13 protein-coding genes are annotated in these 14,534 nt (G+C 62.8%); 12 read left to right on the top strand and 1 reads right to left on the bottom strand.

Annotated features, from left to right (window positions below; genetic code table 11):
* The first annotated feature begins 4 nt into the window (after positions 1–4).
* From JYP46_RS06075 to ubiV, 12 genes are read left to right on the top strand one after another with little or no spacing between them, the layout of a single operon-like run.
* Positions 5–3,760 (top strand): nitrate reductase subunit alpha, encoded by a 3,756-nt coding sequence (locus tag JYP46_RS06075; protein WP_206547568.1) that lies wholly within the window; start codon positions 5–7, stop codon positions 3,758–3,760.
* Positions 3,757–5,295, top strand: a complete 1,539-nt coding sequence (gene narH, locus JYP46_RS06070) for a nitrate reductase subunit beta (protein WP_113155198.1) — start codon at positions 3,757–3,759, stop codon at positions 5,293–5,295. The genes JYP46_RS06075 and narH overlap by 4 nt, the downstream gene beginning before the upstream one ends.
* On the top strand, positions 5,295–6,008 hold the full coding sequence (narJ, locus tag JYP46_RS06065; protein WP_206547567.1) for a nitrate reductase molybdenum cofactor assembly chaperone: 714 nt from the start codon (positions 5,295–5,297) through the stop codon (positions 6,006–6,008). The genes narH and narJ overlap by 1 nt, the downstream gene beginning before the upstream one ends.
* A gap of 12 nt (positions 6,009–6,020) precedes the next feature.
* The gene (gene narI / locus JYP46_RS06060; RefSeq protein WP_206547566.1) at positions 6,021–6,743 is read left to right on the top strand and encodes a respiratory nitrate reductase subunit gamma; all 723 of its coding nucleotides are present in this window, start codon (positions 6,021–6,023) and stop codon (positions 6,741–6,743) included.
* Positions 6,744–6,747: 4 nt separating this feature from the next.
* Entirely contained in the window at positions 6,748–7,665 is a 918-nt protein-coding gene (locus JYP46_RS06055) for a peptidylprolyl isomerase (RefSeq protein ID WP_206547565.1), read from the top strand.
* A 10-nt stretch (positions 7,666–7,675) separates the two neighbouring features.
* The gene (locus JYP46_RS06050) at positions 7,676–8,245 is read left to right on the top strand and encodes a hemerythrin domain-containing protein (RefSeq protein ID WP_206547564.1); all 570 of its coding nucleotides are present in this window, start codon (positions 7,676–7,678) and stop codon (positions 8,243–8,245) included.
* A 30-nt stretch (positions 8,246–8,275) separates the two neighbouring features.
* Complete coding sequence (locus JYP46_RS06045) at positions 8,276–9,553, top strand: molybdopterin molybdotransferase MoeA (protein ID WP_206547563.1); 1,278 nt, start codon at positions 8,276–8,278, stop codon at positions 9,551–9,553.
* Complete coding sequence (locus JYP46_RS06040; protein WP_206545300.1) at positions 9,550–10,092, top strand: DUF2478 domain-containing protein; 543 nt, start codon at positions 9,550–9,552, stop codon at positions 10,090–10,092. The genes JYP46_RS06045 and JYP46_RS06040 overlap by 4 nt, the downstream gene beginning before the upstream one ends.
* On the top strand, positions 10,082–10,645 hold the full coding sequence (mog, locus tag JYP46_RS06035; RefSeq protein WP_206547562.1) for a molybdopterin adenylyltransferase: 564 nt from the start codon (positions 10,082–10,084) through the stop codon (positions 10,643–10,645). The genes JYP46_RS06040 and mog overlap by 11 nt, the downstream gene beginning before the upstream one ends.
* A 10-nt stretch (positions 10,646–10,655) precedes the next feature.
* The gene (gene ubiT, locus JYP46_RS06030; protein WP_206547561.1) at positions 10,656–11,186 is read left to right on the top strand and encodes a ubiquinone anaerobic biosynthesis accessory factor UbiT; all 531 of its coding nucleotides are present in this window, start codon (positions 10,656–10,658) and stop codon (positions 11,184–11,186) included.
* Positions 11,183–12,181, top strand: a complete 999-nt coding sequence (gene ubiU, locus JYP46_RS06025; RefSeq protein WP_206547560.1) for a ubiquinone anaerobic biosynthesis protein UbiU — start codon at positions 11,183–11,185, stop codon at positions 12,179–12,181. Before ubiT ends, ubiU begins: the two co-directional genes overlap by 4 nt.
* 4 nt (positions 12,182–12,185) lie before the next feature.
* Positions 12,186–13,103 (top strand): ubiquinone anaerobic biosynthesis protein UbiV, encoded by a 918-nt coding sequence (ubiV, locus tag JYP46_RS06020; protein WP_206547559.1) that lies wholly within the window; start codon positions 12,186–12,188, stop codon positions 13,101–13,103.
* Positions 13,104–13,197: 94 nt separating this feature from the next.
* On the opposite strand, the gene JYP46_RS06015 is transcribed toward ubiV, so the two are convergent.
* Positions 13,198–14,529, bottom strand: coding sequence for an aspartate aminotransferase family protein (locus tag JYP46_RS06015; protein WP_206547558.1), 1,332 nt, complete (start codon positions 14,527–14,529; stop codon positions 13,198–13,200).
* Positions 14,530–14,534 lie beyond the last annotated feature (5 nt).

Below are 14,534 nucleotides of genomic sequence, written 5' to 3'. Positions count from 1 at the left end.
AGCGATGTCACATCTGTTAAACCGTCTCAACTTCCTGGCGCGGAAGAACACGGGAACCTTCTCCGACGGTCACGGCGTCACGACCAATGAAAGCCGTGACTGGGAGGACGCCTACCGCAAGCGCTGGCAGCACGACAAGATCGTGCGCTCCACCCATGGCGTGAACTGCACCGGCTCCTGCTCGTGGAAAATCTACGTGAAGGGCGGGATCGTCACCTGGGAAACGCAGCAGACCGACTACCCGCGCACGCGGCCCGATCTGCCCAACCATGAGCCGCGCGGCTGTTCGCGCGGCGCCAGCTACTCCTGGTACATGTACTCGGCCAACCGGGTGAAATATCCGCTGGTGCGCTCGCGGCTTCTGAAACTGTGGCGGCGCGAACGGGCGGTGAAGACGCCGGTCGGCGCATGGGCGGCGATCCAGCAGGATCCGGCCAAGCGCGCCGAATACACCAAGGTGCGCGGTCTCGGCGGCTTCGTGCGGGCAAGCTGGGACGAGGTCAACGAGATCATCGCCGCAGCCAACGCCTATACGGCGCGCACCCATGGTCCCGACCGGGTGATCGGCTTCTCGCCGATCCCGGCCATGTCGATGGTCTCCTATGCGGCGGGTTCGCGCTATCTGTCGCTTCTGGGCGGCACCTGCATGTCGTTCTATGACTGGTATTGTGACCTGCCGCCGGCATCTCCCATGACCTGGGGTGAACAGACGGACGTGCCGGAATCGGCCGACTGGTACAATTCCAGCTTCCTCATCCTCTGGGGCTCCAACGTGCCGCAGACCCGCACGCCGGACGCCCATTTCTACACGGAAGTGCGCTACCGGGGCGCAAAGTCCGTGGTCGTGTCGCCGGACTATTCGGAAGCGGCCAAGTTCTCCGACATCTGGCTGCATCCCAAGCAGGGCACCGACGCGGCGCTCGCCATGGCCATGGGGCACGTCATCCTGCGCGAGTTCCACCTCGACCGGCAGGCGGAGTATTTTGAGGATTACTGCCGTCGCTACACCGACATGCCCATGCTGGTGCGGCTTGTCGAGAAGGACGGGCGTTATGTGCCCGACCGGCTGCTCCGCGCCTCCGATTTCCGGGGCAAGCTCGGCGAGAAGAACAATCCCGAATGGAAGACAGTCGCGATTGACCGCAAGTCGGGCAAGATCGTCGCGCCGACCGGCTCCGTCGGCTTCCGCTGGGGTGAGAAGGGCAAGTGGAACCTGGAGAGCAAGGACGGCAAGGGCGAGGATGTCGAGCTCGAAATGAGCCTGATCCTCGATGCTGACCGCGACACGGTCGCCAATGTGGCGTTCCCCTATTTCGGCAATCGCGAGCACGATCATTTCGCCGGCACGGACCATGACAGCGTTCTGGAACGCGCCGTGCCCGCCAAGAAGGTCAAGCTCGCTTCCGGAGAGGCGCTGGTTGCAACCGTGTTCGACCTGTTCGTCGCCAATTACGGGCTCGACCGGGGGCTGGGCGACAATAGCTGCGCGAAATCCTATGACGATGAAGCGCCCTATACGCCGGCCTGGGCCGAGAAGATCACCGGCGTGCCGCGCGATCACATCGTCACGGTCGCCCGTGAGTTCGCGCTCAATGCCGAAAAGACCAATGGCCGCTCGATGGTCATTCTCGGCGCGGGCCTGAACCACTGGTACCACATGGACATGAACTACCGGGGGATCATCAATCTCCTGGTCATGTGCGGCTGCGTCGGCCAGTCCGGAGGCGGCTGGAGCCATTATGTGGGACAGGAGAAGCTGCGCCCGCAGACCGGCTGGCTGCCGCTCGCCTTCGGGCTCGACTGGGGCCGTCCGCCCCGGCAGATGAACTCGACCTCCTTCTTCTACGCGCACACGGACCAGTGGCGCTATGAAACGCTCAAGGTGGATGAAATCCTGTCGCCAACCGCGCCGGAAGGCCCGTGGGACGGGACGCTGATCGACTACAACATCCGCGCCGAGCGCATGGGCTGGCTGCCATCGGCCCCGCAGCTGAAGACGAATCCGCTGGATGTCGCAAAGGCGGCGGGCGAGGCTGGTCAGGAGGCCAAGGATTACGTCGCGGCGCAGCTCAAGTCCGGCGATCTGCAGATGTCCTGCGAAGACCCGGACGATCCGGCCAACTGGCCGCGCAACCTGTTCGTCTGGCGCTCAAACCTGCTCGGCTCCTCGGGCAAGGGGCATGAGTATTTTCTAAAACATCTGCTCGGGACGGCGAATGGCGTCATGGGCAAGGATCTGGGCGAAGAAGGGCGGCAGAGGGCGCGCGAGGCCGTCTGGCACGAGACCGCGCCTGAAGGAAAGCTCGACCTTCTGGTCACGCTCGACTTCCGCATGTCGACCACCTGCGTCTATTCCGACATCGTTCTGCCGACGGCCACCTGGTACGAGAAGAACGATCTCAACACGTCCGACATGCACCCCTTCATCCACCCGCTTTCAAGCGCGGCGGACCCGGCCTGGGAGGCGCGCAGCGACTGGGACATCTTCAAGGGCATTGCCAGGAAATTCTCCGAAGTCGCGCCCGAGGTGCTGGGCGTGGAGAAGGATGTGGTTCTGGTCCCCATTCTTCACGACACGCCGGGCGAACTTGCCCAGCCCTTCGAGGTGGAGGACTGGAAGACCGGTAAGGTGGAGCCTGTTCCGGGAAAGACCATGCCGGCAGTCGCCGTGGTCGAGCGCGATTACCCGAACCTCTACAAGCGTTTCACCGCGCTCGGGCCGCTCATGGACAAGCTCGGCAATGGCGGCAAGGGCATTTCGTGGAACACCGAGCACGAGGTGGAGGCCCTTGGCCGTCTCAACGGCGTCGTTACGGAGGAGGGCGCAACGAAGGGGCGTCCGCGCATCGACAGCGATATCGATGCGACCGAGGTGATCCTCATGCTCGCGCCGGAAACCAATGGCGAGGTGGCCGTGAAGGCCTGGGATGCGTTGTCCCAGAACACGGGTCGCGACCACACCCATCTGGCGCTGCCCAAGGAAGACGAAAAAATCCGCTTCCGCGATGTGGTGGCGCAGCCGCGCAAGATCATCTCCTCACCGACCTGGTCGGGGCTTGAATCGGAGAAGGTCTGCTACAATGCCGGCTACACCAATGTGCATGAGCTGATCCCCTGGCGCACCATCACCGGCCGCCAGCAGCTCTATCAGGACCATCTGTGGATGCGCGCCTTCGGTGAGGCATTCTGCGTCTACCGGCCGCCCATCGACACCAAGTCGATCAATCCGATGATCGCGGAGAAGTCGAAGGGCAAGCCTTCGGTGGTGTTGAACTTCATCACGCCGCACCAGAAGTGGGGCATCCACTCCACCTATTCCGACAATCTCCTGATGCTGACGCTCAATCGCGGCGGTCCGGTCGTGTGGATTTCGGAGGAAGACGCGAAGACGGCGGGTCTGGTCGACAATGACTGGGTCGAGGTCTTCAACGTCAACGGCGCGATCGTGGCGCGTGTCGTGGTCTCCCAGCGCATGAAACAGGGAACCGTCTACATGTATCACGCGCAGGAAAAGATCGTGAACACGCCGGGGTCGCAGATCACCGGCCAGCGCGGCGGCATCCACAATTCGGTGACCCGCGCCATCACCAAGCCGACGCACATGATCGGCGGCTACGCGCACCAGGCTTACGGCTTCAACTATTACGGCACCGTCGGCTCCAACCGCGATGAATTCGTCGTGGTGCACAAGATGGAGGAGGTGGACTGGATGGAAGGGCCTTACCGCGAAACCGGCGAAAAGAAGGAGGCGGCAGAATGAAAGTCCGCGCGCAAATCGGCATGGTGCTGAACCTCGACAAGTGCATCGGGTGTCACACCTGCTCCGTCACCTGCAAGAACGTCTGGACGAACCGCGAGGGCGTTGAATACGCCTGGTTCAACAATGTCGAGACCAAGCCCGGCATCGGCTATCCGAAGGACTGGGAAAACCAGAAACGCTGGAATGGCGGCTGGGTGCGCAGGGCCAATGGCCGCATCGAGCCCAAACAGGGCGCGAAATGGCGCATTCTGGCAAAGCTCTTCGCCAATCCGGACCTGCCGGAAATCGACGACTATTACGAGCCGTTCGATTTCGACTACAGCCACCTTCAGACGGCGAAGGAAAGCCAGACATCGCCCACCGCCCGCCCGCGGTCGCAGATCTCGGGCGAGCGGATGGAGAAGATCGAATGGGGCCCGAACTGGGAGGAAATCCTGGGCGGCGAGTTCGCCAAGCGGTCGAAGGACTACAATTTCGAAGGCGTCGAAAAGCAGATTTACGGCGAGTTCGAAAACACTTTCATGATGTATCTGCCGCGCCTGTGCGAACACTGCCTGAACCCGACCTGCGTGGCCTCGTGCCCGTCGGGCGCCATCTACAAGCGCGAGGATGACGGCATCGTCCTGATCGATCAGGACAAGTGCCGTGGCTGGCGCATGTGCGTCTCGGGCTGCCCTTACAAGAAGATCTATTACAACTGGTCTTCGGGCAAATCCGAGAAATGCGTGTTCTGTTATCCGCGCATCGAGGCTGGCCAGCCCACGGTCTGTTCAGAAACCTGCGTCGGGCGCATCCGCTATCTGGGCGTGGTTCTCTACGATGCCGACCGCATCGCCGAGGCCGCATCCGCTCCCAACGAGCAGGATCTCTATGAAGAGCAGCTCAAAGTGTTCCTCGATCCCAATGACCCGGAGGTCATCGCCCAGGCGAAGAAGGACGGCGTGCCCGATGCCTGGCTTGAGGCCGCCCGTAAATCGCCAGTCTGGAAGATGGCGATGGAGTGGAAAGTGGCGTTCCCGCTTCACCCGGAATACCGCACGCTTCCAATGGTCTGGTATGTGCCGCCGCTTTCGCCGCTCCAGTCTGCGGCCGAAGCCGGCAAGATCGGCCTCGACGGCGACATGCCGGACGTGCGTTCGTTGCGCATTCCCGTCCGCTACCTCGCCAATCTTCTGACGGGCGGCAAGGAAGCGCCGGTCGTCTCCGCGCTCGAACGCATGCTCGCCATGCGGACATACATGCGCGCCAAGACGGTCGATGGCGTCATCGACGAGGCCGTTGCCGGCAAGGTCGGCATGAGCAACGAGATGATCGAGGAAATGTACCACGTGATGGCCATTGCCAATTACGAGGACCGTTTCGTCATTCCCACCAGCCATCGTGAAATCTCGGAAGACGCATATGACGTGCGCGGCTCCTGCGGTTTCACCTTCGGCAATGGCTGCTCGGGAGAAGACACGGGCACGGATCTGTTCGGCGGCAAGCGCACCCGCACGGTGCAGACGCCGGTTGGCAAACTTTCGGAGGGCGTGTGATGCAAACCGCACTGAAAATCATTTCCCTGCTTCTGTCCTATCCGAGCGCGGACCTGCAGGCGGCGACGCAGGAGGTGAAAACCTCCATCGCCGGCGCAGACGGGATCAACGGGACCCAGAAGCGCCTTCTGGAACGGCTGGCCGACGATATTGGCGGGCTCGACCTCTACGACGCACAGGAACGCTACGTGTTCCTGTTCGACCGCACGCGTTCGCTGTCGCTTCATCTGTTCGAACATGTCCATGGAGAGAGCCGGGATCGCGGTCAGGCGATGGTTGATCTGCTTGCCATGTATGAGGCGGACGGCCTGTCCATCGACGCAAAGGAGATGCCGGACTATCTGCCGCTCTTCCTCGAATATCTGTCGATCAAGCCGGACGCGGAAGCAGCGGAACTCCTCGGCCAGACCGGCCATATCCTGAAGGTCCTGCGCGAGCGGCTGAAGAAGCGTCAGTCGGTCTACGCCAATGCGTTTGCGGTTCTGGAGGCGCTCGCCTCGGGGGAAGCCGATCCGAAACTGGTGCGTGAACTCCTTGAGACGCCGGAAGACGATCCGGCGGATCTCGAAGCGCTCGACCGCATCTGGGAGGAAGAGGCCGTGACCTTTGCCGGCAATGCCGGTGAAAACGCCTGCGGTCCCGACCGTCTGCAACGCCAGATGCGCGCCCATCAACGCCGGCCGGACGCTCCCGCGCCGGCAACCAATCTCTGAGTGGAGGCCGTCATGTCAGGCTATATCAACACACTCCTGTTCGGGATCTATCCCTATATCGCGCTGGTCGTGCTCATTCTGGGCACCGCCATTCGCTACGACCGCGAGCAGTATGGCTGGCGTTCGGGCTCCTCTCAGCTCCTCAGGCGACGGCAGCTCATCTGGGGATCGGTGCTTTTCCATGTGGGCGTTCTGGTGATCTTCTTCGGCCACCTGGTCGGCCTGCTCACTCCCATCGCCATATTCGATGCGCTCGGTATCAGCCATGGGGCAAAGCAGCTTCTGGCCATCGTCGCCGGCGGCGTGGCGGGCGTGATGGCAATCATCGGCGCAAGCCTGCTCGTCCATCGCCGCCTGTTCGATGCGCGGGTACGTGCAAACTCCAGCACCACCGACACGCTGATCATCATCCTCTTATGGATCCAGCTGGCGCTCGGTCTCATGACCATCCCGATTTCGATGCAGCATCTCGACGGCGAGGAGATGGTGAAGTTCATGTCCTGGGCCCAGGGAATCTTCACCTTTAACTTTGAGGCATCGAGCTATGTCGCTGAAGTATCTTTCATTTTCAAGGCGCACCTGTTCCTCGGACTGACGATCCTTCTCCTGTTCCCGTTCACCCGTCTGGTGCACATGCTGAGTGTGCCGCTCGGTTTCTTCTGGCGGCCCGGCTACCAGGTCGTTCGCGAACGCAATCAACGGGCGCAGCCGACGCGCCTGCCGGCAGCGGAGTAGCACCATGGCGACGATCTACAAGAACCCCAAACTCGATCATCCGGCGGCGGCTCCGTCGCCGGACGGGCAGGGCTACACCACCTATCAGGAGCCCGACACACGGGTTCCGCCCAAGCCCCTGCCGCTCATCCGCGCCATCACGGTCGATGGCGTGGCTGTGCCCGAAGACGAGATCCTGCGCGAGGCGCAGAACCATCCGGCAGACAATCCCGGAAAGGCGCTGCGCGCCGCTGCCGAAGCACTGGTGATCCGTCAGCTCCTTCTGAGCGAAGCGGCAAGACGCGGGCTTGCAGGCGAGGGCGAACGCGACGAGAAAGGCCGGACAACCTCGGCCGACGATGCGGCCATCCATGCGCTGCTGGAGGCCGAACTCGACGTGCCCCGCGCCGGTGCGGAGGAGTGCCGGCGTTATTATGAGAACAACCGGCAGCGCTTCATGAGCGAGCCGCTGTTTGAAGCCCGCCACATCCTGATCGCTGCACCTGAAAGCGATGAGGAAAAACGCATCGCGGCGCACCGCCTCGCGCAGGAACTGTGCAATGCGCTGGCCTCCGATCCGTCGGCCTTTGCCGCGCTCGCCGCGCTGCACTCGGCCTGTCCGTCGGGCAGTCAGGGCGGCAATCTAGGCCAGCTTTCGCCCGGCAGCACCGTGCCCGAATTCGAGAAGGCGCTAGAAGGCTTGGCGGCAGGCGAGATCGCGCCGGGGCCGGTCGCTTCGCGCTTTGGCTATCACGTCATCGCACTCGACCGCGTGGTTCCGGCACGTGAACTTCCATTCGAACTCGTCGAGGACAGAATTGCCGCCTGGCTGGAAGCCCAGTCATGGTCGCGCGCTTCCGCGCAATACATCGCGATTCTCGCCGGAAAGGCGGACATTTCCGGCATTGAGATCGGCGCGGCGGACAGTCCTCTCGTGCAGTAGCGGGGATGTCATGGAACATATGGAGGAGAAACGCAGGCTGATGGTGGAGGCGCTGGAGGAGCGCCCGCCGGAGGCGCTGTTGCGCGAGCCGCTTGACTACATCTTTGCCGATCATTTTCGGCAGCGGATGCTCTGCAACCTGCTCGACGCGATGGTCTCGGAGGGTGAGCGCGACCTCGCTCTCTCGCGGCATATTCTGACGTTTCTGCGCCGTGATTTCGGGCTTCATGTTCTGGATGAAGAGCTGGATCTGTTTCCCGTGCTTCTTGAGCGCGCTCTGCCAGAGGACCGCATGGAGGATGTGGTCAGCGAACTGTGCGCAGAACACTCGTCCGACAAGCTCGACGCAGACGAACTGTGCCGCGCGCTGGACGCGCCGGAAAGACAGGGCAGGGGCTGGAAGGGCCTGTTCACCCGCTTTGCGGCGAACGAGCGCCGGCATCTGATCGTGGAGAACGCCATCGTCATCCCCATGGCGCGCATCCGGCTCGAGCCGGACGACCTCACGCGCATCGGCCGGCATATGGCGGAACGTCGTGGGATCACCTTCCCCGAACACGCGGAAGGAAGCGCCAGGTGATCCAGAGATCAGGCACTACGGAGAACCCCCATGGGTGAAGCGGCAATATCGATTTCTTGTCCCTGCGACGCCCCTGCCGGTGGAATGCTCAACGTGGACGAAGCGCGTCAGCGCCTTTACGCCCTGCTGATGCCGGCCAGCGCGACGGAGAGCCTGCCTCTGGCTGAGGCCGCCGGGCGCATCGTTGCAAAACCACTTCATGCGTCATGCCCGATGCCATTCTTCGACAATTCGGCGATGGATGGTTTCGCCGTCAGTCTTGCGGATTTCGAAAACGGACCGCCGCATGCGCTGCCGATCAGCGGCGCGGTTGCAGCGGGCGATCATGGGGCGCCAGCCCTCGCGCCGGGCGCCTGTATGCGCATCTTCACCGGCGCGCCCATTCCAGCCAATGCGGATGCAGTCGTGCCGTTTGAACAGACGTCGGAAGAGCAGGGCTGCGCCGCGTTCTTCAAAGCGCCGCGACCGGGCGCGCATATCAGGCGCGCTGGCTGCGATATCGCGCGCGATGCTGTCCTTGTCGCGCCCGGAACCCGGATGAGCGGGCGCTATGCCGGGCTTCTGGCAGCCAATGGGCATCTCTCGGTGACCGTCTATCGCCAGCCCCGCATCGGCGTTTTCTCGACCGGCGACGAGCTGGTGGCTGGCAGCGGCGAAAGACGCGCCTTTGAACTGCACGATGCCAACCGCCCCATGCTCCTGATGATGCTGCAGGAGATGGGTTGCGCGCCGGTCGATCTCGGCATCCTCCCGGACGATCCCTTTGAAACGCGCCAGTTCCTGCATCGGCATGCCGGCGACTTCGATCTGCTCATCTCCTCCGGCGCGGTATCGGTCGGTGGCAGGGATTTTCTGAAAGGCGCGTTTTCGTCCGCCGGTGGCGTTATCGACAGCTGGAAAGTCGCCCTGAAACCCGGCAAGCCCGTCATGTTCGGTCGCATCGGCAAAACGGCGTTTCTCGGCCTTCCGGGAAACCCGATGGCGGCATGGATCGGCTTCCAGCTTTTCGGTCGCATGGCGGTCGAGCGGCTATCGGGACGCGCAACGCAGCCTGTCGAACCCGTGCGCGCCATCACCGAGGGCGTCATACGCCACAGGCTTGGACGGCGCGAATATGTGCCGGTGCGCGTCGTGTCGCACACCCATCGCGGACAGCCGCTTCTGGCGCGCATCGGCCATGGCGGGTCTGCGTCGCTTTATCCTCTGTGTTTTGCCGATGGAGTGGCCATTATCGAAGCCACAACCGGCGATGCCGAGGCGGGCGAGGAACTGGATTTCCTCCCCTTCGTGCAAGGAGTTTTGGAATGACGAACACCATCCCGGCCATAGCGGCGGTCCGCTTCAGCGGCGGCGATCCCATCGACGCGCTGCTCGCGGATGCCGCCGCGCGGTTGCAGTCGCAGAACATTGTCGTTGAAGGCTTTGTCCAGCTCGAACGCGACCTTTCCGAAAACTGCTGCGCGGCCATGCATCTGGAAGACATCCGCAATGGCGCGGTCTGGCTCATTTCACAGGAACTGGGGCAGGGGTCGTCCGGGTGCAGGCTCGATCCGCATGCGCTGGCCGATCTGTGCGGCCCGCTTCTTGAGCGTGTTCGCGAAAAGCCGGATCTTCTGATCCTCAACCGTTTCGGCAAGGGGGAAATGCTCGGCGGCGGTTTTCGCGCGGCAATCGAGGAGGCCTTCATGCTGGGCATTCCGGTGCTGGTGGCGGTTCGGGATGAATATGCGCAGGCCTGGCAGGACTTCACGGAAGGGTGTCACACGGAACTCCAGCCAGATCCGGCGCGCATCGACGCGTGGCTCGCAACCCATGTGGTGCGCAAGGATGCCCGCAATGCCGCATGAACCCGCACCGCCTCATGAGAATGAACGCGCCGGCCTCAGCATCGTGGCGCTGGTCATATCGGATCGCGCAAGCCGGGGCGACTATGAGGACCGTGGCGGCCCGGCCATCGCCGAATGGCTTCAAGAGAACATCGCTTCTGCCTTCCATCTCGAAATTTGCATCATCAGCGACGGGCGGGCCCGTGTCGGCGATGAACTGAAGAGGCTCTGTGATGAAGAGAATGCAGCGCTGATCCTGACCACGGGCGGCACCGGTCCCGCTCCGCGCGATGAAACGCCCGAAGCCATGCAGGATGTTCTTGAAAAGGAGCTGCCGGGTTTCGGCGAGCTGATGCGCCGGCGCAGTCTTGAGGAAGTGCCGACCGCCATCCTCTCACGCCAGACCGCCGGAACACGCGGAAAGACGCTCATCGTCAATCTTCCGGGAAAGCCGGCAGCAATCCGCACATGCCTCGACGCCGTGTTTCCGGCCATTCCCTATTGCCTCGACCTGATCGGTTCGCCCGGTCTGGAAACTGCGGGCAAAACCGGCAAGGCATTCAGACCAAAGTGAAGCATGAACAATGGCTTATTCGCATAAACATGAAGTTCTGAATAAAGCAAATCCTCTCACCGACCTCACAGCTCCAGCCCTCACAGTCCTCCTTGCGCCGCTTCTCGGCCGGGTCGTCAAAAGCCTCTCGCGCAAGCACCCCGCAATCTTCGAGCGCCTCGGACCGCATACGAAGACAGGCTATATCATCGACCCGACAAACCTGCCTTTCGCTCTCTTCCTTCAGCCGGATCCCGAACGCCCCGTGCTGCGCGCCGTCGCCCGCCGGGCGCTGCCGGCGCATGAGGCGCTGATCCGTGGCAGCTTCGACACATTGTTCGAACTGATCGATGCAGATGCCGATGGCGACGCCGTCTTCTTCTCCCGCGACCTGATCATCGAAGGCAATACGGAGGCCGTGGTGAGCCTGCGCAACGCGCTCGACGATGTCGACGGATCGATTGCCGCCGATACGGCCGACCTGTTCGGCCCGCCAGGCAGGCTTGCGCTTGGCTTCCTGCGAAGCCGGGCGGACGCGCGTTCACAAAGGAGCTCGACATGACACTTGCAGAACTGGTGTGCCCGGCCGGTACACCGGCAGCCTTGCGCACGGCCGTGGATGCCGGTGCAGACACCGTCTATTGCGGTTTTCGCAATGCGACGAATGCGCGGAACTTTCCCGGTCTGAACTTCAGCACCGACGAACTCGCCACAGCCGTCGCCTATGCCCATGCGAAGGGCTCGAAAGTGCTTCTCGCGCTCAACACCTATCCGCCTGCGGGCCAGGTGGATCTGTGGCGCGAGGCGGCAGACACCGGCGCACGCATCGGCGTCGACGCCTTCATCGTCGCGGATATGGGCGTTGCCCGGTACATCGCCACGAAATACCCGGAAATCCGCCTGCATCTCTCCGTGCAGGCCGCAGCATCCAGCCCTGAAGCCATCCGCTATTACTGCGAGAGTTTCGGTGTGAAACGCGTCGTCCTTCCGCGTATCCTCACCATCCCCGAAATCCGGCGCATCGCCCAGGAAATCCCCTGCGAGATCGAGACCTTCATCTTCGGCAATCACGGGCTGATGGTGGAGGGGCGCTGCAGCCTGACCAATTACGTCACCGGGCTTTCCACCAATATGGATGGCGTGTGCTCGCCGGCGGCCGACGTGGAGTATCGCCGGGAGGGTGATGGCGCGGTCTCCAGCTGCCTCTCTGGCTACGTGATCGACCGCTTCGGGCCGGACGAGATGGCCGGCTATCCGACGATCTGCAAGGGGCGCTATCAGGCGCCGCATCGTCCCGAAGGCTATTACGCCTTTGAAGAACCCGTCAGCCTGAACCTCGCACGTCTCCTGCCCGAGCTGATCGACGCCGGCGTCCACGCCTTCAAGATCGAGGGGCGGCAGCGCTCCAAGAGCTATGTGCGCAACGTCGTTTCCGCCTTCCGCAATGCGGTGGACGATATTCGCGCGGGCAGGGAGGCGAACATTGCGGGTCTCCTGCAACTCACCGAAGGCGGCCGGGAAACGCAGGGCGCATTCGAAACGAAGAAGTGGAGATAAGCCGATGCACGCCGCTCTGACGCTCGGGCCGATAGCCTATCACTGGCCCGCTGAACGCAAGCGCGATTTCTATGCGCGCATTGCCGACGAGGCCCCGCTCGAAACCGTTTATCTGGGGGAGGTGATCTGCTCGAAACGCGCGCCCTTCTTCGAGCGCGACATGCCGGACATCATCGAGCGCCTCGAGAGAGCCGGGAAGACCGTGGTTCTGTCATCGCTTGCCGAAGTCATGCTTCCGCGCGAGCGGCAGGCCACGCGCGCACTCTGCGAAATGGAAGGCGCCGAGATCGAAATCAACAATGCGGCCGGCCTTCATGCACGGGCCGGCGCACCGCACCGCATCGGTCCGTTCCTCAACGCCTATAACGAAGCGACCATCGCCTGGCTGGCGCAGAACGGCGCGACACATGTGTGCCTGCCACACGAACTGCCGCGCGCCTCACTCGCCCATGCCGCCAAGGCAGCAGGCGAAATCGCCATCGAGACCGAGTTTCAGGTGTTCGGCCGCGCGCCGCTTGCCGTTTCCGCACGCTGCTACCATGCCCGCGCCCATGGCCGTCACAAGGACAATTGCCAGTTCGTCTGCGAGGACGATCCCGATGGCATGCCGCTCCTGACCGCCGACGGGACGCCGTTCCTCAGGGTGAACGGAATCCAGACCCAGTCTGAAAGCTATATCTGTCTCGTTCGGGAGATGGCCGAGCTTGTCGCAATGGGCATCCGCCATCTGCGGCTCATGCCGCAATCGGTCGACATGGTTGCGGTGGCGGAGACTTTCCGGGCCTGTCTCGACGGAAAAATCGACAGCGAGGAAGCGCTTGCGCAGCTCTCGGAAACCTGCGCTCAAACGCGCTTCAGCAACGGCTTCTTCCACCGTGTCGCCGGGCACCGGATGGTTGCTGGCTCGATGCCGGTTTCCTGATCTGGCGATTTCATCTTTTACAAACGAAACCTCCGGCAATTAATTGTTTTTACGTTGTTATGCGCCTCACATAAGAGGCGCATAACTGCGCATTTCAGCCTTGACGGGCGAGGGCCGCATCCACCGCCAGCCCCAGCCTGTCGACAATCAGATCAATGGTTTCGGCGTCAACATTGTAAGGTGGTGCGAGCAGCACGTGGTCGCCCGATACGCCATCAATGGTGCCCGCTCCCGGATAAACCATCAGGCCAGCGGCCATCGCTTCTTTCTTTATCGCCGCGCCGATGCGCCGTTCAGGCGAAAATGGCGTTTTGGCGTCGCGATGTTCGACCAGCTCGATGGCCTGCAGAAGCCCGCGCCCGCGCACATCGCCCACATGGGGATGGTTGCCGAAACGCGCCTGAAGCCGCTCCTGAAGCTGCGCGCCACGCGCACGCACATTGGCGAGCAGGTCGTCGTCGCGGATGATCTTCTGAACTGCAAGTGCCGCCGCGCAGGCAAGCGGATGAGCCGAATAGGTGTGCCCGTGCACGAAACCGCCGCTGCCATTGACGATGGTGTCATAGACATTGGCCGTGCACATCACCGCCGCGATGGGCTGATATCCGCCGCCCAGTCCCTTGGCGAGCGTCAGGATGTCGGGCGTTACATTTTCCTCTTCGCAGGCGAGGAACGTGCCCGTGCGCCCGGAGCCACACATCACTTCATCGAGGATGAGAAGCACGTCATAGCGGTCGCAGATCTCGCGGATGCGGCGGAAATAGCCGGCCTCGGCGGCCACTGCGCCAGCCGTTGCGCCCACCACTGTCTCCGCCAGGAACGCCACGACGTTTTCCGGCCCGAGCTCGAGGATCTTGTCTTCCAGAAGGTTCGCTGCACGCAGGGCATAGTCTTCCGCGCTTTCGCCTTCTTTCGCATAGCGATAGGCAAAGCAGGGCTCGATCTTCGGCTCTTCCAGAAGGAAGGGGCCGTAGGGCTTGCGCCGTGGCGGGTTGCCGCCGACGGAAAGCGCGCCCAGCGTGTTGCCGTGATAGCTCTGGTGGCGGGAGATCACGAGCTTGCGCGATGCTTCCCCGCGCTCCAGGTGATATTGGCGCGCCATCTTGATGGCCGCTTCAACGGCCTCGGAACCGGAGCCGACCAGATAGACCTTGTCGAGCGGGACCGGGCTTGCCGCGCACAGATGGTCGGCCAGCGCCTCGGCGGCAGCCGAGGTAAAGAAGCTCGTATGCGCATAGCTGATTTCGCTCATCTGGCGCTGAACGGCCTCGAGAACGCGCACATCGCCATGGCCGATGCAGGAAACGGCCGCGCCGCCGCAGGCGTCGATATAGCGCTTGCCGGTCTCGTCGGTGATGTAGGCGCCAGCCCCTTTCACTGCGAGCGGCAGCGGGTTTTTCGGGGAGCGATGAAACACGTGGGTCATTGGGA

The organism is Nitratireductor aquimarinus, assembly GCF_017255295.1.
Lineage (GTDB): Bacteria > Pseudomonadota > Alphaproteobacteria > Rhizobiales > Rhizobiaceae > Nitratireductor > Nitratireductor aquimarinus.
This window is presented reverse-complemented; position numbering and strand designations above follow the sequence as displayed.